The 19,162-nt window shown below is 59.8% G+C and carries 16 protein-coding genes; 4 read left to right on the forward strand and 12 right to left on the reverse strand.

All coding sequences use genetic code 11. From position 1 onward, the window contains the following. Positions 1-116: 116 nt before the first annotated feature. Positions 117-1,280, forward strand: coding sequence for an alcohol dehydrogenase-like regulatory protein ErcA (gene ercA, locus J2Y86_RS01670; protein WP_253427628.1), 1,164 nt, complete (start codon positions 117-119; stop codon positions 1,278-1,280). Further along, on the forward strand, positions 1,264-2,991 hold the full coding sequence (locus J2Y86_RS01675) for a PAS domain-containing hybrid sensor histidine kinase/response regulator (RefSeq protein WP_253427631.1): 1,728 nt from the start codon (positions 1,264-1,266) through the stop codon (positions 2,989-2,991). The genes ercA and J2Y86_RS01675 overlap by 17 nt, the downstream gene beginning before the upstream one ends. Here J2Y86_RS01675 and J2Y86_RS01680 read toward each other — a convergent pair. The 9 genes from J2Y86_RS01680 to copC form a co-directional block, all read right to left on the reverse strand. Next, a complete protein-coding gene (locus J2Y86_RS01680; RefSeq protein ID WP_253427633.1) occupies positions 2,976-3,854 on the reverse strand; it encodes an aldose 1-epimerase in 879 nt (292 codons plus the stop codon). The genes J2Y86_RS01675 and J2Y86_RS01680 overlap by 16 nt on opposite strands. 134 nt (positions 3,855-3,988) lie before the next feature. Further along, a complete protein-coding gene (locus J2Y86_RS01685; protein WP_253427635.1) occupies positions 3,989-5,269 on the reverse strand; it encodes a TRAP transporter large permease in 1,281 nt (426 codons plus the stop codon). Further along, positions 5,270-5,797, reverse strand: a complete 528-nt coding sequence (locus J2Y86_RS01690; RefSeq protein WP_253427637.1) for a TRAP transporter small permease — start codon at positions 5,795-5,797, stop codon at positions 5,270-5,272. It lies immediately after the preceding gene. A gap of 78 nt (positions 5,798-5,875) precedes the next feature. Further along, complete coding sequence (locus J2Y86_RS01695) at positions 5,876-6,847, reverse strand: TRAP transporter substrate-binding protein (RefSeq protein ID WP_253427638.1); 972 nt, start codon at positions 6,845-6,847, stop codon at positions 5,876-5,878. Positions 6,848-6,919: 72 nt separating this feature from the next. Next, a complete protein-coding gene (locus J2Y86_RS01700) occupies positions 6,920-7,807 on the reverse strand; it encodes an SMP-30/gluconolactonase/LRE family protein (RefSeq protein WP_253427640.1) in 888 nt (295 codons plus the stop codon). Positions 7,808-7,860: 53 nt separating this feature from the next. Next, complete coding sequence (locus tag J2Y86_RS01705; protein WP_253427642.1) at positions 7,861-8,679, reverse strand: NAD-dependent epimerase/dehydratase family protein; 819 nt, start codon at positions 8,677-8,679, stop codon at positions 7,861-7,863. A gap of 429 nt (positions 8,680-9,108) precedes the next feature. Then, positions 9,109-10,410 carry an OprD family porin gene (locus J2Y86_RS01710; protein ID WP_253427644.1) on the reverse strand — a complete coding sequence of 434 codons (1,302 nt, stop codon included), beginning with the start codon at positions 10,408-10,410 and terminating at the stop codon, positions 9,109-9,111. Between the two features lie 237 nt (positions 10,411-10,647). Continuing rightward, a complete protein-coding gene (gene copD / locus J2Y86_RS01715) occupies positions 10,648-11,505 on the reverse strand; it encodes a copper homeostasis membrane protein CopD (RefSeq protein ID WP_253427646.1) in 858 nt (285 codons plus the stop codon). Between the two features lie 3 nt (positions 11,506-11,508). Continuing rightward, positions 11,509-11,874: a copper homeostasis periplasmic binding protein CopC gene (copC, locus tag J2Y86_RS01720; RefSeq protein ID WP_253427648.1), complete on the reverse strand. Its 366-nt coding sequence runs from the start codon at positions 11,872-11,874 to the stop codon at positions 11,509-11,511. 146 nt (positions 11,875-12,020) lie between these two features. Between copC and J2Y86_RS01725 the strand changes: the two genes are divergently transcribed. After that, complete coding sequence (locus J2Y86_RS01725) at positions 12,021-12,641, forward strand: TetR/AcrR family transcriptional regulator (protein WP_253427650.1); 621 nt, start codon at positions 12,021-12,023, stop codon at positions 12,639-12,641. 143 nt (positions 12,642-12,784) lie between these two features. On the opposite strand, the gene preA is transcribed toward J2Y86_RS01725, so the two are convergent. The 3 genes from preA to hydA all read right to left on the reverse strand — a co-directional run bounded on the left by preA (position 12,785) and on the right by hydA (position 17,026). Next, positions 12,785-14,059, reverse strand: a complete 1,275-nt coding sequence (gene preA, locus J2Y86_RS01730) for an NAD-dependent dihydropyrimidine dehydrogenase subunit PreA (protein ID WP_253427651.1) — start codon at positions 14,057-14,059, stop codon at positions 12,785-12,787. Next, positions 14,060-15,427, reverse strand: coding sequence for an NAD(P)-dependent oxidoreductase (locus tag J2Y86_RS01735; RefSeq protein ID WP_253427652.1), 1,368 nt, complete (start codon positions 15,425-15,427; stop codon positions 14,060-14,062). Positions 15,428-15,586: 159 nt separating this feature from the next. Continuing rightward, on the reverse strand, positions 15,587-17,026 hold the full coding sequence (gene hydA, locus J2Y86_RS01740; protein WP_253427653.1) for a dihydropyrimidinase: 1,440 nt from the start codon (positions 17,024-17,026) through the stop codon (positions 15,587-15,589). A gap of 552 nt (positions 17,027-17,578) precedes the next feature. Here hydA and J2Y86_RS01745 point away from each other — a divergent pair. Beyond that, positions 17,579-19,063, forward strand: a complete 1,485-nt coding sequence (locus J2Y86_RS01745) for an NCS1 family nucleobase:cation symporter-1 (RefSeq protein ID WP_253427654.1) — start codon at positions 17,579-17,581, stop codon at positions 19,061-19,063. The last annotated feature ends 99 nt before the right edge of the window (positions 19,064-19,162 follow it).

Raw genomic sequence — 19,162 nt, forward strand, 5'->3', positions numbered from 1 at the left:
ACAAATCCCCTGTGGGAGCGGCGGTGAATGGCGACCAGCCATTGGTCTGATTGCATTCACAGCCGGATGGGTTAGTGTGGCTCTCACCTTCCAAAACAATAAAAACAGGCTTTCCAATGAGCCAGAGTCTCAGCCAGCTGCGTAAATTCGTTTCGCCTGAAATCATCTTCGGTGCCGGTTGCCGGCATAACGTCGGCAACTACGCCAAGACCTTTGGTGCCCGCAAGGTCCTGGTGGTCAGCGATCCTGGCGTGATCGCCGCCGGTTGGGTCGCCGATGTCGAGGCCAGCCTGCAAGCCCAGGGCATCGATTACTTCCTGTACAGCGACGTTTCGCCCAACCCACGGGTCGAGGAAGTCATGCTCGGCGCCGAGCTGTACAAGGAAAACCACTGCGATGTGATCGTGGCGGTCGGCGGCGGCAGCCCGATGGATTGCGGCAAGGGCATCGGCATTGTCGTCGCCCATGGGCGCAGCATCCTCGAGTTCGAAGGGGTGGACACCATCCGTGTGCCCAGCCCACCGCTGATCCTGATTCCGACCACGGCGGGCACCTCGGCGGATGTCTCGCAGTTCGTGATCATTTCCAACCAGCAAGAACGCATGAAGTTCTCCATCGTCAGCAAAGCGGTGGTGCCGGACGTGTCGCTGATCGACCCGGAAACCACCCTGAGCATGGACCCGTTCCTGTCGGCCTGTACCGGCATCGACGCGTTGGTGCATGCCATCGAAGCCTTCGTGTCCACCGGTCACGGCCCCTTGACCGACCCTCACGCGCTGGAAGCCATGCGCCTGATCAACGGCAACCTGGTGCAGATGATCGCCAACCCGAACGACATCGCCCTGCGCGAGAAGATCATGCTCGGCAGCATGCAGGCCGGGTTGGCGTTCTCCAATGCGATTCTCGGCGCAGTGCACGCCATGTCCCACAGCCTCGGCGGTTTTCTCGACTTGCCTCACGGCTTGTGTAACGCGGTACTGGTGGAGCACGTGGTGGCGTTCAATTACAGCTCTGCGCCGGAGCGGTTCAAGGTGATTGCCGAGACGTTCGGCATCGATTGCCGGGGCCTCAACCACCGGCAGATCTGCGGGCGTCTGGTTGAACACCTGATCGCGTTGAAACACGCCATCGGCTTCCACGAAACCCTCGGTTTGCACGGTGTCAGTACGGCGGACATCCCGTTCCTGTCGCAACACGCCATGCACGACCCGTGCATCCTGACCAACCCGCGCGAATCCAGTCAGCGCGATGTCGAGGTCGTCTATGGCGAAGCCCTCTGACGAACAGCAACGCGCGCTGGCCGGGTTACTCGGATTAGGCAGCCACTCGGCGCGCAAGAGCCATTACCCGGAACTCGCCGCGCGCCTCGACGAGCTCGAAGCCGAGCGCAATCGTTACAAGTGGCTGTTCGAAAATGCGGTGCACGGGATTTTCCAGGCCAGCCTGCTCGAAGGCATGCGCGCCGCCAACCCGGCGCTGGCGCGGATGCTGGGCTATGAAAACCCTCAGGACGTGTTGTTTTCCCTGGCTGACCTGGCGAGCAACCTGTTTGTCGGCGGTGCCCGGGAACTGGAAAATATTGGTGAGATGCTCAGGCATCAGGGCAGTCTGCATGGCTATGAAACCCAGTTGCGGCGCAAGGACGGCAGCAGCCTCGACGTACTGATGAACCTGCTGCTCAAGCCCGATCAAGAGGCCCTGGTGGAGGGTTTTGTCGCCGACATCACTGAACGCAAACAGGCCCAGCAACGGCTGCAGCAACTCAATGACGAACTGGAACAGCGGGTCACCGCGCGCACCGACGAATTACTCGAAGCCAACCGTAACCTGCAGCAACAGATCACCCAGCGTAAACAGATCGCCGAGGCCTTGCGCGATGCCCGTGATGCGGCCGAGGCCGCCAATCGCAGCAAGGACAAATACCTCGCCGCGGCCAGTCATGACCTGCTGCAACCCCTCAACGCCGCGCGATTGCTGATTTCGACCTTGCGTGAGCGCAAACTGCCGGACGTCGAACAGGTGCTGGTCGAACGCACCCACCAGGCCCTGGAAGGGGCGGAAGATTTGCTCACCGATTTGCTGGACATCTCCCGGCTCGATCAAGCCGCGGTCAAACCGGATGTCGCGTTGTACCGCCTCGATGAATTGCTCGGGCCGCTGGTGTCCGAATTCCGGTCCGTGGCCGATGCGGCCGGATTGCGTTTGCGCGTGCACATGGGCGATTTCGCCATACGCACTGACCTGCGCCTGATGACCCGCATCCTGCGCAACTTCCTCAGCAATGCCTGTCGCTACACCGACGAAGGCAGCATTCTGCTCGGGGCCCGGCGTCGTGGCGACCGACTGCGCCTGGAAGTGTGGGACACCGGGCGCGGGATCCCGGCGGATCGCCTCGACTCGATCTTCCTCGAGTTCAATCAACTGGACGTCGGCCGCGCCGCCGACCGCAAAGGTGTGGGGCTGGGGCTGGCCATCGTCGAGCGCATCGCCAAGATCCTCGACTACCGGATCCAGGTGCATTCGCTGCCGGGACGGGGGTCAATGTTCAGCATTGAGGTGCCGATTTCCCATGAGGTTCCGTTACCCATCAGCCTCGCGGCGCCCCAGCCGGGTACCGGCAATCCATTGCCGGGCCGGCGCTTGCTGGTGCTGGACAATGAAGTGAGCATTCTGGAAAGCATGAGCGCATTGCTCGGGCAGTGGGGTTGCGAAGTGGTCGTCGCCACCGACGAAACCTCGGCACTGGCCGCGTTGCAGGGCCAGGCGCCGGAACTGATCCTGGCGGACTATCACCTCGATCACGGAGTGGTGGGGTGTGAAGTGGTGCGACATTTGCGCGAGCATTTCAGTCAGACCATACCGGCGGTGATCATCACCGCCGACCGCACGGACCAGTGCCGACGCTCGTTGCAACGACTCGACGCGCCGCTGCTGAACAAACCGGTGAAACCCGGCAAGTTGCGCGCAGTGCTGAGTCAGCTATTAGGGTAGGCGCGGTATTGCAGGCTGAAAGCCAGTTCAGTGGACTGATCCTGCTCCAGCAGCACCAGTCCCGGGCGGCCGGGCAAGTGGTGCGCATTGACCGGATGGCTCACCGGTTCGATGCAGAAAAATCCCAGGTCAACCGGGCAGTAGAGCAGGTAGTAATCGCTGCCGCTGGCCTGGCATTCCAGTTCATAACCGAGGTCGGGTTGCTGGATCAGGCAGTGGCCATCCCATTGGCAGAAACCGTTGTCGACCAGCGTGTCGGGCAAGGCCTTGAGGTGCTGAAAATCCCAATCGGCCGGCAATGGGCTGAGTCGTGTGGGCAGTTTGGCGGCGTCGCATAACCAGACTTGCCCGGCGTTTGCCTGCAACCGCGTACCGGCAGTGCGCGGCAGATAAGGATGCAACCCCAAGCCGTGCCACGCGGCGCGCTCGGCCAGATGGGTGACGTGCAACTCGATGCTGAGTTTGCCGTCGCTCAGATGGAAGCGCTGCCGGGCGCGATACGCGAACGGCGTGGTGCTGTCGAGTTGCAGCACGACTTCATCATCCGTCTGCGAAACCACCTGCCACGGCTGCTGCCAGGCGCTGCCATGAATCGGCAGCGGATCGGTGAGGCTGTTGGGCTCGAGCGCGAGCCAGCCATCCGGGCGATCGAAACCACCGTCGGAAATGCGGTTCGACCAGGGCACCAGGGGAAAGCAGCCGAGCTTGCCCGGCAGGCCGGTGTTCAGCGCGTGAGCGTCACTGTGGCGCAACAGCGGCTGACCCGAACTGCGCACGGTCCAGTTGACGATGCTGCCGCCGGTTTCGGGGGCAAAGGTGAGGAGGGTGAAGTCGTCTTCGAGTTCGAGAATTGTTGGCGTCATATTCACCCGCAATGATATCAATGGTTGAAATGCGATCCCCTGTAGGCGCCAGGCTTGTCGGCGAAGGCGTATTCAGAATCGCCCTCGTCGGCAAGCCTGGCGCCTACAGGTTATGCGTCATCGTTTAGTTGTTGTTACAACACCAAATGCGGCAACCAAAGTGACAGCGCAGGAATGTAGGTCACGGCCATCAACACCAGGAACAGCACGCCATAAAACGGCAGCAGCGCCTTCACGGTTTTCTCGATACTGACTTTGCCCACGGCTGACCCCACAAACAGCACCGCGCCCACCGGCGGTGTAATCAATCCAATCCCCAGGTTCACCAGCATGATCATGCCGAACTGCACCGGGTCCACGCCAATACCCAGAATCACCGGCATCAGAATCGGCGTCAGAATCAGGATCAGCGGCGCCATGTCCATCACCGTGCCGAGCAACAACAGCATGACGTTGATGCACATCAGAATCACATAACGGTTGTCGGACAGGGTCAGGAACATCGTGGTGATTTTCGCCGGGATCTGCATCAGCGTCATGATGTAGCCGAAGCTCGCCGCGAAGCCGATCAGGATCATCACGATCGAGATCGTACGCACCGTGCGGTGCATCAGTTTCGGCAGTTCACTCCACTTGTAGTCGCGGTAGATGAACATGGTCACGAAGAACGACCAGAGCACCGCGATCGCCGCCGATTCAGTGGCGGTGAAGATGCCCGAGAGAATTCCGCCGAGGATGATGACCATCGCCATCAAGCCCCACATGGCTTCGCCGCAGATTTTCAGCGCCTGGCGTAGCGGAATTACTTCGCCCTTGGGATAGTTGCGCTTTTTCGCGAAGATCAGGCACAGCACCATCAGGCACGCGCTCATCAACAGGCCCGGTACCACGCCTGCCATGAACAGCGAGGCAATCGACACCGTGCCGCCCGCAGCGAGCGAGTAGAGCACCGAGTTGTGGCTCGGCGGGGTCAACAACGCTTGCACCGAACCGCTTACGGTCACGGCGGTGGCGAATTCCCGTGGATAGCCGCGGCGTTCCATTTCCGGAATCAACACCGAACCCACGGACGCGGTGTCAGCCACCGAGGAACCGGAGATCGCGCCGAAGAACGTCGAGGCCATGATGTTGACCAGCGACAAGCCGCCGCGCACGAAGCCGACCAGCACGCCGGCAAACGCCACCAGCCGTCGGGACATGCCGCCCTCGGCCATGATCGCACCTGCTAGGACGAAGAACGGAATCGCCAACAGAGAGAATTTGTTCACACCGCCAGCGACCTGGATCATCAGCGCCTGGAACGGGATATCGATCCACCACGCGCCGATCAGAGCAGAAAGACCCAGAGCATAGGCGACGGGCATACCGATCAGGATCAAAGCGATAAAACTGCCGAGCAGAATCAGAGCGTCCATTTATGCGGCACCTTCGCTTTCTTCAACCAGATCGAAACGCACGACCCGACGGTTGCTCTGGTCACCGAGCAAGAGTTTTTCCAGGACAAAGATCAGCGTCAGCACACCACCAATCGGGATCGGCATATAGGTGATGCCGACGCGCAGAGTCGGCAGGGCGCTCATGAACTGGTTCCAGGTCGACATGCACAGCTTGGTGCCCCAGATCGCCATGAACAGGCAAATGGTCGCCATCAACAACTGGGAAAAAATACTCATGGCCCTGCGCAACTCAGGAGCCATGCGGTCGGTGAGCATGGCCACCGCCATGTGCGCGCCGGCGCGGTAACTGGCGGCAGCACCGATGAAGGTGAACACCATCATCAGCAAAATGGCGCTGGGCTCCGGCCAGCTCGAACCGGTGCCGAGGACGTAACGAGCGAATACACCCCACGGAATGATCAGGGAAATAGCCAGGACCGACAGGCCGGCGACCCAGATACAGGTCATGTAAATCCTGTCGTTGATACGCAGCAGTAAATTCTTCATCGGGTTCCACCGTAACCGGGCGCGCGCTGACTTACACCAACGTCAGCGGCGCCGGGCCTTTCATGAATGCAAGGAGGTTTATTGAATGGCTTCGATGCGCTTGATCAGGTCGACGTAAGGCGCGCCGTACTTCTCGCGAATCGAGGCTGTGGCCTCGTAGAAAGGTTTTTTGTCGACGGTGATGAACTCGACACCCGCGGCCTTAAGTTTTTCCTCACTGCTGGCGGATTTCGCGTCCCATAAGGTGCGTTCCTGGGCCTGTGCGGCTTTGGCGGTTTTCTTCACCAGTATCTGCTGCTCGGGGGTGAGCTTTTCCCAGGTGATTTTCGACATCACGATCGGCTCTGGCAGGATCAAGTGGCCGGTCAGGCTGTAGAACTTGGCGTTCTGGTAATGGTTGTGCTCGAGCAGGGTCGGCGGGTTGTTTTCTGCGCCATCGATCACGCCGGTTTGCAGGGCACTGAAGATTTCGCCGGTGTCCATCGCGATGCCGTTGCCACCCATGGCATTGATGGTTTCGATGAACATCGGGTTGCCCTGCACGCGGATTTTCATGCCCTTGAGGTCTTCAAGTTTGCGCACCGGTTTTTTGGTGTAGATGTTACGTGTGCCGCCATCCATCCAGGCCAGGGCCACCAGGTTGAATTCGGACTTGGTGATTCTGTCGAGGATCTCGTCGCCGACTTCGCCGTCGATGACCTTGCGCATGTGAGCCTGATCGCGGAACACGAACGGCATGTTGAACACATTCACATCAGGCACTACGGGCCCGACGATGCCGAGGCTGACGCGAGCCATCTGGATGGCCCCCACCTGCATCTGTTCGATCACTTCTTTTTCCGAACCGAGCACACCTCCGGCGAACATCTTGAAGGTCAGCTTGCCGTTGCTGTCGGCGGTCAGGGTTTTGCCTAACTGCTCTTCCGCCACCACGGTCGGATAACCGGCGGGGTGGATATCGGCGTATTTGATTTCCAGCGCGTGTGCGGCGCTGCTGATGGTGAAGGCCAAGGGGAGTGCAGCGGCGAGCAAGGTGCGTTTGAAGTCCATGAGGTTGTCTCCAGTATTGTTATTTTTTTTGTCTTCATTCAAGGCGCAGCGGTGCAGCAGAAGCATTTGCAGCTAGTGGTTGAAAAGGGGTTCCGGCAATCCCTTGACGCCGGGATTCAAGGCGAACACGCCGCCAGCCAACGACAGAGGATCCTCATCGTCACCGGGGCGGATCGAGGTCACGAAAAGCGTGTCCAGTCGACTGCCGCCAAAGGCGCACATGGTCGGTTTTTTTACCGGAACTTCGAGGGAGCGATCGAGGCGACCGTCAGGGGTGAACCGGTGAATCAGTCCGGCGTCGTTGGCGCAGATCCAGTAGCAACCGTCGGCGTCTACCGCGGCGCCGTCGGGGCGACCGGGGAACTGATGCATGTCGACGAACAGCCGTCGGTTGGACGGCATGCCGCTGTCGATGTCGTAATCGAACGCCCAGATCTGCTGGACCGAGGGATGCGAGTCCGACAGGTACATCGTGCGGCCATCCGGACTGAAGCCGAGCCCGTTGGGCACGATGAATCCACCCAGTTGCGCAGCGAGCGGACCGCGTTGTCCGGCACTGTAGCGATACAGCGCGCCGTCGGCCGCATTGGCGCCCATGTTCAGCACCATGCTGCTGGCCCAGAAGCGCCCCTGACGGTCACATCGACCATCGTTCAAGCGCATGTCCGTGCGGGCGTGGTCGACGTGCGCCAGCAATTCACAATCGAGGCTGCCGTCGCTGTGCGTATGAAGGCGGAAGAATCCGCTTTCCATCCCGGCCACCCAACCGCCGTCAGGACTGCGCACGATGCAGGCGAGCATTTCCGGCGCGGTCCAGGCGTCGACATGCCCGCTCTCGGCACTCCAGCGTTGCAGGCCTCCGGCAGGAATGTCGACCCAGTACAGGGCGTTTTCCTCGGGAACCCAGACCGGGCTTTCACCGACCCCGTTGCGGGCATCGACAATCAATTCGGCTTGCATGGCGACTCATTCCCTTGGTTTTTTGTTGTGGGGATCAAGCGAAACAAGGGGCGTCAGTCGCCGAACGGGCCGGACGTGACAAAGGCGCCACCCTGATAAACCATGGCTGGGTCATCCGCGGCCGGCATCGGCTGGGCTTCGACTTTTTCGCGGAACACTTCAGACGTGTCCTGTGGCGCGTAACCCAGGGCGGTAGCATAGCGGTTATCCCACCAGACTTTTTTGTTGTCGGAGGCGCCGTAGACCACGGTGTGGCCGACGTTCGGGGCGTACAGGGCGCGCTCGATCAATTGGGTCAGGTCGCCGAAACTCAGCCAGGTGCTCATCATTCGACGGTTTTGCGGTTCCGGGAACGAAGAGCCGATGCGGATGCTGACGGTCTCGATGCCGTAGCGATCAAAGTAGAAACTGGCCATGTCTTCGCCGTAGGACTTGGACAAACCGTAGTAGCTGTCCGGGCGGCGAGGGGAGTGGGCGTCGATCACTTCGTCCTGTTTGTAGAAACCGATGACGTGGTTGGAACTGGCGAAAATCACCCGCTTCACGCCATGACGGCGCGCGGCTTCGTAGATGTGGAATACGCCACAGATGTTGGCGCCGAGGATGTCTTCGAACGAATGCTCCGTCGAGACGCCGCCGAAGTGCAGGATCGCGTCCACGCCCTCCACCAGTTGATGCACGGCTTGCTTGTCCGCGAGGTCGCAGGTCACGACTTCTTCGCGGTCATCGATGGCGGGGGCGATGTTGGCGATGTCCGACAGGCGAATCACATTGGCATAGGGGCGCAGGGTTTCGCGCAGGACTTTACCGAGGCCACCGGCGGCACCGGTCAGCAGCAGGCGATTGAAAGGGGCGTTGGGCGTGGTGGTCATGGCTGTTCCTGGGTGCAAATTTATTGTTGTTGAATTCGTTGTAGGTTGTCGTACGACTTTGCCGAAGTATCGTTAGGGTTTCCGGGTCTTGTCAACGCGACTTTGGAGGAAATGGACGGAGGGTCCTGTGGGCAAGGTGGCTACCTATAGCAATGGAGATACCTATGGCAAAAGGAGATACCTATGGCAAAAGGAGATACCTATGGCAAAGGAGATCCCTGTGGCAAAGGAAATACTTATGGCAAAGGAAATACCTGTGGCGAGGGGATTTATCCCCGTTCGACTGCGAAGCAGTCGTCGTCCTGTCAGGCGGTTTACCTGAAGAAATGGCGATTCAGGTTTTGGGGCCGCTTCGCAGCCCAACGGGGATAAATCCCCTCGCCACAGGTATCTCCTGTGCCACAGGAGTTTTGTCAGTCTTATAAGGTTTTACAGCAACGAAATCGGGTAGCTGACGAAAATCCGGTTCTCATCGAATTCGTTGGTGCTGAAGTCCTTGCGGATGCTTGCGTTGCGCCATTTTACGTTGAGGTTTTTCAGCGGGCCGCTCTGCACGGTGTAGGCCAGTTCCGATTCGCGACCCCATTCCTTGCCGTCGGTGATCACGCCGGTGTGCACGTTATCGCCGCTGATGTAGCGGTTCATCATCGTCAGGCCGGGAATGCCGAGCGCCACGAAGTTGTAGTCATGACGCAGCTGCCAGGATTTCTCCTTGGCATTGTCGTAGCTGGAGTTGTAGCTGTCGTTGGCCAGGGTGCCGCCGCTGGTGCCGTTGACACGCATCCAGACATCGTCGCCGCTGAGTTTCTGCAGGCCGACATAGAAGGTGCTGCCACCGTACTTGGCCGAGAGCATGGCGAAGGCGGTTTTGTTGTCGAGGTCGCCGGCCAGGGCGCTGCCGTCTTCCTTGCCGATGAAGTAACCGAGGTTGGCGCCCAGGGTCCAGTCGCCGATTGGTTGGCTGTGGCTCAGGTTGAAATATTGCTGCTGATAGATGTCGCTGAGTTCCGCGTACCAGACACCGACCTGGGTGCGCTTCTCGTTGAACGCATACTCACCGCCGCCGAAGTTGAAACGGTCAGAGGTAAAGGCGGCCGATTTGCCGTTCATGAACATGTCTTCCATGCTCGCATCGTTGCGCGGGCTGTTCTGCCGGAACTGGCCGCCGTAGAGCGTCAGGCCGCTGATCTCGGTGGACGTCACCTGACCACCGCGAAAGGTTTGCGGCAGCGAGCGACCGTCATCGGAGCGCAGGATCGGCAGCACCGGCATCCATTCGCCGACCTTCAATTCAGTCTTCGAGACTTTGCCTTTCAGCGCCACGCCCATGCGGCCGAAATTGTCTGCCGGACGGCCGTCATCGTGAATCGGCAGCAACTGGGTGCCGCCCGTGCCTTTGCCGCCATCGAGCTTCTGCGAGTACAGGCCGAGCACGTCCACGCCGAAACCGACCGGGCCCGGAGTGAAGCCGGACCTAGCGTCGAGGATGAAGTTTTGCGTCCACTCTTCAGCCTTGCCTTGAGGGTAGGCCGGGTTGGTGTAGTTGCGATTGAAGTAGGCGTTGCGCAGGTTCAGCGTGGCCTTGGCGTCATCGACGAAACCTTCGGCGTTACTGGTCATCGGCATGGCGAGTACGGCCAGGCTGCTGCAACCGATCAGGCTCAGGGAATGACGGCGTGCGAAGGATGGACGAGGGGTGCAGGCGGAGGAATTGCAGACGAGCTTGCTCAAAGTGACGCTCCCATGTGTTTCTTGTTTTTATGATTGTTATACGTCGTCGTACAACATGGGGGCGATTATTTGCGAGGGTTTGAGGGATTGTCAATCGGAAGTTATACGATGACTTGAGGGCGGCGTATAACCCTGTGGGAGCGGGCTTGCTCGCGAAGAGGTCATTACATTCAACATCTTTGCTGCCTGACCCACCGCTTTCGCGAGCAAGCCCGCTCCCACAGGGGGGTTGTGTTGTCAGCTCGTAATCATTGGAGGCATGGTGCCCAGGAGGGAGACTGCTGCCACTGCGCCAATCCCCAGCAGCCATTCGAGGATCACACTGGTCTTGAGCGTGGCCAACCGCTGCTCGCAATCCTTGATCCGCAACCGATTGAACAGCGCCAGCCCCAACATAGCGGCGACCAGTACCACCTTGATCAGCAGAATCAGTGCGAAACCGGACAGCAGCGGTGTCGGCCAGAACTGCCCGGTGAGTACCCGCACATTGATCAGTCCCGTGATAATCAAACCGGTCACCAATGCGTAACCCACGCCGCTGAAACGCTGCAGTACTTCGCGAACGGCATGGCCAGCCGGTTGCTGCAAAATAATCACCAGCAACAGCAGTCCGCCCAACCAGGCGCCGACACACGTCAGGTGAACGATTTGATTGAGGATCAGCAACTGGCCGCTGAGACCATCGAGCATTGCCCCGTGGCCGACCGGGGCCAGCGTGGCCAACAGGAGACTGCCGAGGATCAGGCGCAAGGTCTGGCGGGTGTGCAGCGGCGTCAGCAGCAACACCACCAGAAGTCCGTTCAGCAAAAAATGCCAGCGCCAGACCTGGCCGAAGAATGTGTTGCCCAGTACCAGACTCAACGTCGATGGATCGATTGCCGCTTCCCAGGCTCCGGCCATGCTGGCAGTGATCAGCAGCAACCAGCCGATGCCGCTGATCAGTGCCACGGCGCCGAGCCATCGGCTGACGCGCAACAGCGTCGCGTCGAGCAACGTCTCACGGCCCAACAACAGCGGCCTGAATACCCAGGCCCCGAACAGCATCAGCACCACGGTGAAATGCAGGAAACGGCACAGCACCATCGCGCTCGTCATGAATTACTGGCCAACCTTGAAGCTGTAGGCGCCTTCGCTTTTGTGGGTATCGACCGACACCGCGTGCCATTCGACTTTGTAAGTTCCTGCCGCCAACGGTGCTGCCGGGGTCACGATCAAAGTCTTCTTGTCGCTGCCTTCGGTGGCCAGGCTTTTCACCGGCACGTTGGTGCCGTCCTTGCTGATCGTGACTTTGGTGAACGTTGCTTCGACACCTTCGGAAAACTCCAGACGCAGTTCCGAGGGCGCACTCACGGTGCTGTCAGCGGCCGGGGTCTGGCCTTTCAGATGGGCGTGGGCAAACACCGACGAGGCGGCGAGCAGTGAGCCGAGCAGGGCAGCGGTGGTCAGGGCTTGCTTGAAAAGCATCGTGGAGACCTCGGAGGCAGATTCGAAGAAGGGCGACAGTTTAACTGCGAGCGTCAGCGGGTGGGTGTACGAAGTTTCGTTTTCCGCTGTCGCCGCGAGGTAGAGCGGATGCTAGTCTTGAGCAACGCTGTTGTCAGGGAGCCCTCATGGGCAATCACAAGATCGAGATTCGCCGCAGTAACGTCGAAAAAATCCTGCTCGGGGCCGAAAAGGTCTTCGCTGAAAAAGGCTTCGGCGGTACCGCCATGGCCGACATCGCCGCCGAAGTGCAACTGCCGCGCTCCAACCTGCATTACTACTTCAGCACCAAGACCGAGTTGTACAGCGCCGTACTGTTCGATTTGCTGGAGGTGTGGAAACAGGACGCCCTGTGTTTCGAGATGTTCGATGACCCGCGCGTGGTGCTCAGCAGCTACATCCGCGCCAAGATGAACCACTCCCGCAGCCGGCCTTACGGCTCGAAAGTCTGGGCCAACGAAATCATCCACGGTGCACCGACGCTGGGTGAGAAACTGGACATCAGCCTGTACGACTGGGCCAAGATGAAAGAAGCGAAAATTCGCCAGTGGGTGGACGACAAACGCATCCTGCCGGTGGAGCCATCAAGCCTGCTGTACATGATCTGGGCCTCGACCCAGCATTACGCTGACTTCGATCATCAGGTGAACATTCTGAATGATCATCAGCCGCTGTCGGACATGCAGTTCGAGCGGGCGGTGCAGACGGTGACGAGTGTGATTTTGCGGGGGATCGGGTTGGAGCCTTGATGTCCAGGGTGTTGCTGCCGGCGCCTTCGCGAGCAAGCCCGCTCCCACATTTGATTGCTGTCAGACACAAATGCTGTGTTCGCTGGAGATCAAATGTGGGAGCGGGCTTGCTCGCGAAGGCGCAAGATCAGGTGCCGCCGGACTCAAACGGTAACATGGTACGGATTCCTCGGATCATGATTCCAGTCCAGAAACGGCTTCCCGTTCTCCATCGGCACCATCTCGATGCAATCCTGCACCGGGCAAGTGATCTGGCATAAATTGCAGCCCACACACTCCTCATCGATCACTTCATATTTATGCGTACCGTCCGCCTGCTTGAGACTGGCCACCGCCTGATGGGAGGTGTCTTCGCAGGCGATATGGCAACGCCCGCACCCGATGCACGCTTCCTGATCGATCTTCGCAATCACCTGATAGTTGATGTCCAGGTACTTCCAGTCGGTGGTATTGCCCACGGCGCGCCCGGAAAACTCCGACACGCTGGCGTAACCCTGACTGTCCATCCAGCGTGACAAGCCATCCTTCATTTCCTCGACAATCCGGAAACCATGCAGCATCGCCGCCGTGCACACCTGCACCGAGCCACTGCCCAGCGCGATGAATTCCGCTGCGTCGCGCCAGTTGCCGATGCCGCCGATGCCGGAGATCGGCAAGCCTTGCGTCTGCGGATCGCGAGCGATCTCGGCGACCATGTTCAGCGCGATCGGCTTCACCGCTGAACCGCAATAACCGCCGTGGGTGCTTTGGCTGCCGACGGTGGGGTTGGCGACCATGCGCTCGAGGTTGACGCTGGTGATCGAGTTGATCGTGTTGATCAGCGACACCGCGTCGGCCCCTCCGCGATGGGCCGCACGGGCGGCGACGCGGATGTCGGTGATGTTCGGCGTGAGCTTGACGATCACCGGCAGCGAGCAATACGTCTTGCACCAGCGCGTGACCTGTTCGACATACTCCGGAACCTGGCCGACCGCCGCGCCCATGCCGCGCTCCGGCATGCCGTGGGGGCAACCGAAATTCAGTTCGATGCCATCGGCACCGGTAGCCTCCACCAGAGGCAGGATGTATTTCCACGATTCTTCGACGCAGGGCACCATCAGCGAAACGATCAGCGCCCGGTCCGGCCAGTCCTTTTTGACCTGGGTGATTTCCCGCAGGTTGATCTCCAGCGAACGGTCGGTAATCAGCTCAATGTTATTGAAGCCCAGTACTTCACGGTTGGCCCCGAAGTGCGCGGAGTAGCGCGACGACACGTTGACCGCCGCCGGGTCTTCACCCAGGGTTTTCCAGACCACGCCACCCCAACCGGCTTCGAAGGCGCGGACCACGTTGTAGGCCTTGTCCGTGGGCGGGGCGGAAGCGAGCCAGAACGGGTTGGGGGATTTGATGCCGGCGAAGACAATCGAAAGATCGGCCATTTACGCAGCCTCCACGTTAAGCATCAGTTGAGCGTTGATGGCCTCGGCCGCCAGTTTGCCGTGCTGCACCGCCTGCACAGTGAGATCCTGATCGAGGCTGGTGCAGTCACCGCCGGCATACACACCCGGGATGCTGGTGCGCAGGTGTTCATCGACCTGAATCCGATCGCCTTGACGCTTGAGTTCGCGAGCCAGCGGATCGCCAAGGGCACTTGAATCGAAGGCCTGGCCGATGGCTTTGAAGATCGCATCGGCGGCCAGTTCGAAGGTTTCGCCAGTCGTTTGCAGGCGACCCTCCACCAGGTGCGTGCGAGCGAAACGCATGCCGCGCACGTTGCCCTGATCGTCGAGCAGCACTTCCTCAGGTTGCGCCCACGTCAGCAAGCGCACCTGATTGGCTTTGGCGATGTCCTGTTCGTGGTGCGTGGCGCCCATGTCCTCGACGCCGCGGCGATACACCAGATTCACGTCATGTGCGCCGAGCCGGGCCATTTGCACGGCCATGTCGATGGCGGTGTTGCCGGCACCGAGGACGATGCAGTGGTCGGCCAAAGGCAGTTGCGTCAGGTCATCGGCCTGGCGCAATTCGCGGATGTACTCGGTGGCGGCGAGCAGGCCCGGTGCATCTTCGTGGGCCAGCCCAAGCTGCTTGCTGGCGTTGAGGCCGAGCCCGAGAAACACCGCGTCGAACTGCTGATGCAGTTCGCTGAGGGTCAGGTTCTCGCCGAGTTTCTGACCGTGACGGATTTCGATGCCACCGATCTGCAGCAGGAAGTCCAGTTCCTTCTGCGCGTAATCGTCCACCAGTTTGTACTTGGCGATCCCGTACTCGTTGAGGCCGCCAGCCTTTTCCCGAGCTTCGAAAATCACCACGTCGTGCCCGTGCATGGCGCTGCGATGGGCGCAGGACAAACCGGCCGGCCCGGCACCGACCACGGCGATACGCTTGCCGGTGGCTGCGGCGCGAGGGAAGGGGTGTTCGCTGAAGTGCGCGTTGTCGACGGCGTAGCGCTGCAGCAGACCGATCAACACCGGCGCGCACTCATCGGCGTTGTTGCGCACACAGGCTTGCTGGCAAAGGATTTCCGTTGGGCAAACCCGCGCGCAACTGCCGCCGAGGATGTTCGCCGAGAGGATTTTCTGCGCTGCGCCTTGCACGTTGTCCTGATGGATATTGCGGATGAACGAGGGAATGTCGATGTCGCTCGGACAGGCATTCACGCACGGTGCGTCGTAGCAATACAGGCAACGCGAGGCTTCCAGATGCGCCTGGCGGTCGTTGAGTGGTGGCGCCAGGTCGGTGAAGTGGCCGGCGAGGGCGGCCGCGTTCTCGTAGGGATGCGGAAGATGGGTCAGGGTCTTGATCACGGTGTTGGCCTCACGGTTATTGAGGTGCTGCCTCTGGTGGGCATTGGATTTTTGTTGTCTGTGCCGGCCTCTTCGCGAGCAAGCCCGCTCCCACAGGTTTTGCACACACCTGAGATCCCTGTGGGAGCGGGCTTGCCCGCGATAGGCCGAAGGCCGCTTTCAGCGTTTCACGGCAACCGGCTGATTCAACTCAGCCCGCTTGCTCAGCAAATCAAACACCGCCGGATACGCCGGCCGCTCGACATACCGCCCGGCCCCACGCTCAGCGCGCAGATCACCATCGGCCCAAACCACCCGGCCCTGGCTGATCGTGTGGCTCGGCACCCCGCGCACGGTCTTGCCTTCGAAGATGTTGAAGTCGACTTGCTGGTGATGGGTTTTCGCCGAAATCGTCCGCGAACCTTCGGGATCCCACAGCACCAGATCAGCATCGGCACCGACGCGAATCGCACCCTTGCGCGGGTAGAGATTGAAGATCTTCGCGGTGTTGGTGGAGGTGAGCGCCACAAAGTGCTGCATCGACAAGCGCCCGGTGTTCACCCCTTCATCCCACAGCACCGCCATGCGGTCTTCTATGCCGGCGGTGCCGTTCGGGATCTTGCTGAAATCGTCACGACCCGCGGCTTTTTGCTCGGCGCAGAAGCAGCAATGGTCGGTGGCGGTGGTGTGCAGGTTGCCGGATTGCAACCCATGCCAAAGCGCTTCCTGATGACCGCGAGGACGGAACGGCGGGCTCATCACATAACCGGCGGCGGTCTGCCAGTCCGGGTGTTGATAGACGCTGTCGTCCAGCAGCAGATGCCCGGCCAGTACTTCGCCGTAGACCTGCTGGCCCTTGCTGCGGGCGTAGGTGATTTCGTCGAGGGCTTCCTTGGTCGACACGTGAACCAGATACAGCGGCGTGCCCAGGGTTTCGGCGATACGGATCGCTCGGCTCGCCGCTTCACCTTCGACCTGTGACGGACGCGACAGTGGGTGCGCTTCCGGGCCGGTCATGCCCTGGGCCATCAGCTTGCGTTGCAGGTGATAAACCAGCTCGCCGTTTTCCGCATGCACCGTCGGCACCGCGCCCAGCTCCAGGCAGCGTTCGAAGCTCGCCACCAGCGTGTCATCAGCCGCCATGATCGCGTTCTTGTACGCCATGAAATGCTTGAAGCTGTTGACGCCGTGTTGGTTGACCAGCTCGGCCATGTCCTCGCGGACCTGTTCGCTCCACCAGGTGATCGCGACATGGAAGCCATAATCCGAGGCTGACTTCTCCGCCCAACCGCGCCACTGATGAAAGGCTTCCATCAGCGATTGCTGCGGATTGGGAATCACGAAGTCGATGATCGACGTGGTGCCCCCGGCAAGGCCTGCCGCCGTGCCGCTGAAAAAGTCCTCACTGGCCACGGTGCCCATGAAAGGCAACTGCATGTGGGTATGCGGGTCGATGCCGCCGGGCATCAGGTATTGGCCGCTGCCGTCGAGCACTTCGGCGCCCGCCGGAACATCAAGATTGTCACCGATGGCTTTGATCACGCCGTCGGCGCAATAGACGTCGGCGCGATAACTTTCATCATGGGTAATAACGGTGGCGCCACGGATCAACAGAGACATTCCGAGTTCCTCGCAGGCAATGACCGACTGGTGCCGGTTCTAAATGTTTTATATGAAGCAAGCGTAAACAGGAGTATTCCTGTCAACACTGTCAGGAATAGAAGCTAGTATGAGTTCAGGGAATGAGCAAGAATATTTTTTATAAGCATATAGCCTGTTTAACTATCTGATAAATAAGAACTAAATCGATTAATCACCAAAATGGTGAGGGCTCTCACCATTTTGACGCACTTGACAGGTTCCAAAAATGGTCAAGATTTCTTATGTGAAATCAGCCGCTTGAGGATGGTCTATGGTTGATGCGCAACTTTGAAAAAAAAGATGTACGCACCAGATTGAGTCCAGACGGTTTGGACAACTTGCCTGGCCTCTGGCCTGAGGGAACGGGCAAGTCACCAAGGACTCACGAGGTCTATAAATAAAGCTGATAAACATCAGTGCTTTACAAAGTGTTTATGGAACTGCCCGATGCGCAATCGGGGTGCCCGGCACGTTTATTGATGCCTCCAGCCCTGATGAGCAAAAAATAATTCAAAGAACAGTGGAGCGGCCATGCAACAGATCAGATCGCAAGTGACCGAGCGCGACGGCTTGTTCGAGCTCGAAGCCGGCAGCGATGTCCTCGACAGTCCCCGTTACAACCACGACATGGCACCGACCAAGGTGCGCGAACGAACCTGGAACAAATGGCACATCACGGCGCTGTGGGTCGGCATGGCGATCTGTGTACCGACTTACACGTTGGGCGGCGTGCTCACGGCGTATTTCGGTCTGAGCGTCGGCGAGGCGCTGCTGGCGATTCTGTTTGCCAACATCATTGTTCTGATCCCTCTGACACTTAATGCATTCCCCGGCACCAAATATGGCATTCCGTTTCCGGTGTTGTTGCGCTCGTCCTTTGGCATCCTCGGTTCCAACATTCCTTGTCTGATCCGTGCCCTGGTGGCGTGTGGCTGGTTCGGCATCCAGACCATGTTCGGCGGGTTGGCGATTCACCTGTTCCTGGGCTCGGTATTCGAGGGTTGGAAATCCCTCGGCGGCACCGGTGAGGTCATCGGTTTCATGGTGTTCTGGGCCTTGAACCTGTGGGTGGTGATTCGCGGCGCCGAGTCGATCAAATGGCTGGAAACGCTCTCCGCGCCGCTATTGGTGCTGGTCGGTGTGGGCTTGTTGGTTTGGGCCATGCCGAACGTGTCGATGAGCGAATTGCTGGCGATCCCGGCCAAGCGTCCGGAAGGGGCGAGCGTGGTCAGTTACTTCGCCGCCGGCCTGACCGCCATGGTCGGGTTCTGGGCCACGTTGTCCCTGAACATTCCTGACTTCAGCCGTTACGCTAAAAGCCAGAAGGACCAGATCGTCGGGCAGATCATCGGCCTGCCGCTGACCATGTTCCTGTTCGCCTCGCTGGGCGTGGTGATGACCGCCGCCTCGGTGAAACTGGTGGGCGTGACCGTGTCCGATCCGGTGACACTGATCGGCCATATCCAGAGCCCGGTCTGGGTCGCGCTGGCCATGGCACTGATCATCATCGCCACGCTCTCCACCAATACCGCCGCCAACATCGTTTCGCCGACCAACGACTTCCAGAACATCGCGCCGAAAGTGATCAACCGTACCAAAGCGGTGATGCTCACCGGGGTGGTTGGCCTGGTGTTGATGGCGCATGAACTGCTGAAGAAGCTCGGGCTTATCGTTTCTGATGTGAGCCTGGAGACGGTCTATTCGAACTGGCTGCTGGGCTATTCCAGCCTGCTCGGGCCGATCGCCGGGATCATGGTGGTGGACTATTTCCTGATCAAGAAACAGCAACTGGACCTGGCCGGGCTTTATCGCGATGACGTTTATCCGGCGTGGAACTGGTTCGGGTTTATCGCGTTTGGTGTGCCGGTGGTGTTGACGCTGCTGTCGCTGGGCAGCGATGCCTTCAGCTGGTTTTACAGCTATGGGTGGTTCACTGGCTCGGCGCTGGGCGGGTTGATTTATTACGGGTTGTGCTCGATGCGGCCCAGTCCGTCTGTTGCGAAAACTGCGGTGTGAGCACTGGCCCCATCGCGGGCGAGCCCGCTCCCACAGGGATTGAGGTCGTACACAAAACTTGGGAGCACCTGATCCACTGTGGGAGCGGGCTTGCCCGCG

Origin of the sequence: Pseudomonas migulae (assembly GCF_024169315.1) — a bacterium.
Classification (GTDB): Bacteria; Pseudomonadota; Gammaproteobacteria; order Pseudomonadales; family Pseudomonadaceae; genus Aquipseudomonas; species Aquipseudomonas migulae_B.

What these genes read in the sequence shown, in the direction of transcription:
- ercA (WP_253427628.1), top strand. Translation starts at nt 117, where the DNA reads ATGAGCCAGAGTCTCAGCCAGCTGCGTAAATTCGTTTCGCCTGAAATC.
- J2Y86_RS01675 (WP_253427631.1), top strand. Translation starts at nt 1,264, where the DNA reads ATGGCGAAGCCCTCTGACGAACAGCAACGCGCGCTGGCCGGGTTACTC.
- J2Y86_RS01680 (WP_253427633.1), bottom strand. Translation starts at nt 3,854, where the DNA reads ATGACGCCAACAATTCTCGAACTCGAAGACGACTTCACCCTCCTCACC.
- J2Y86_RS01685 (WP_253427635.1), bottom strand. Translation starts at nt 5,269, where the DNA reads ATGGACGCTCTGATTCTGCTCGGCAGTTTTATCGCTTTGATCCTGATC.
- J2Y86_RS01690 (WP_253427637.1), bottom strand. Translation starts at nt 5,797, where the DNA reads ATGAAGAATTTACTGCTGCGTATCAACGACAGGATTTACATGACCTGT.
- J2Y86_RS01695 (WP_253427638.1), bottom strand. Translation starts at nt 6,847, where the DNA reads ATGGACTTCAAACGCACCTTGCTCGCCGCTGCACTCCCCTTGGCCTTC.
- J2Y86_RS01700 (WP_253427640.1), bottom strand. Translation starts at nt 7,807, where the DNA reads ATGCAAGCCGAATTGATTGTCGATGCCCGCAACGGGGTCGGTGAAAGC.
- J2Y86_RS01705 (WP_253427642.1), bottom strand. Translation starts at nt 8,679, where the DNA reads ATGACCACCACGCCCAACGCCCCTTTCAATCGCCTGCTGCTGACCGGT.
- copD (WP_253427646.1), bottom strand. Translation starts at nt 11,505, where the DNA reads ATGACGAGCGCGATGGTGCTGTGCCGTTTCCTGCATTTCACCGTGGTG.
- copC (WP_253427648.1), bottom strand. Translation starts at nt 11,874, where the DNA reads ATGCTTTTCAAGCAAGCCCTGACCACCGCTGCCCTGCTCGGCTCACTG.
- J2Y86_RS01725 (WP_253427650.1), top strand. Translation starts at nt 12,021, where the DNA reads ATGGGCAATCACAAGATCGAGATTCGCCGCAGTAACGTCGAAAAAATC.
- preA (WP_253427651.1), bottom strand. Translation starts at nt 14,059, where the DNA reads ATGGCCGATCTTTCGATTGTCTTCGCCGGCATCAAATCCCCCAACCCG.
- hydA (WP_253427653.1), bottom strand. Translation starts at nt 17,026, where the DNA reads ATGTCTCTGTTGATCCGTGGCGCCACCGTTATTACCCATGATGAAAGT.
- J2Y86_RS01745 (WP_253427654.1), top strand. Translation starts at nt 17,579, where the DNA reads ATGCAACAGATCAGATCGCAAGTGACCGAGCGCGACGGCTTGTTCGAG.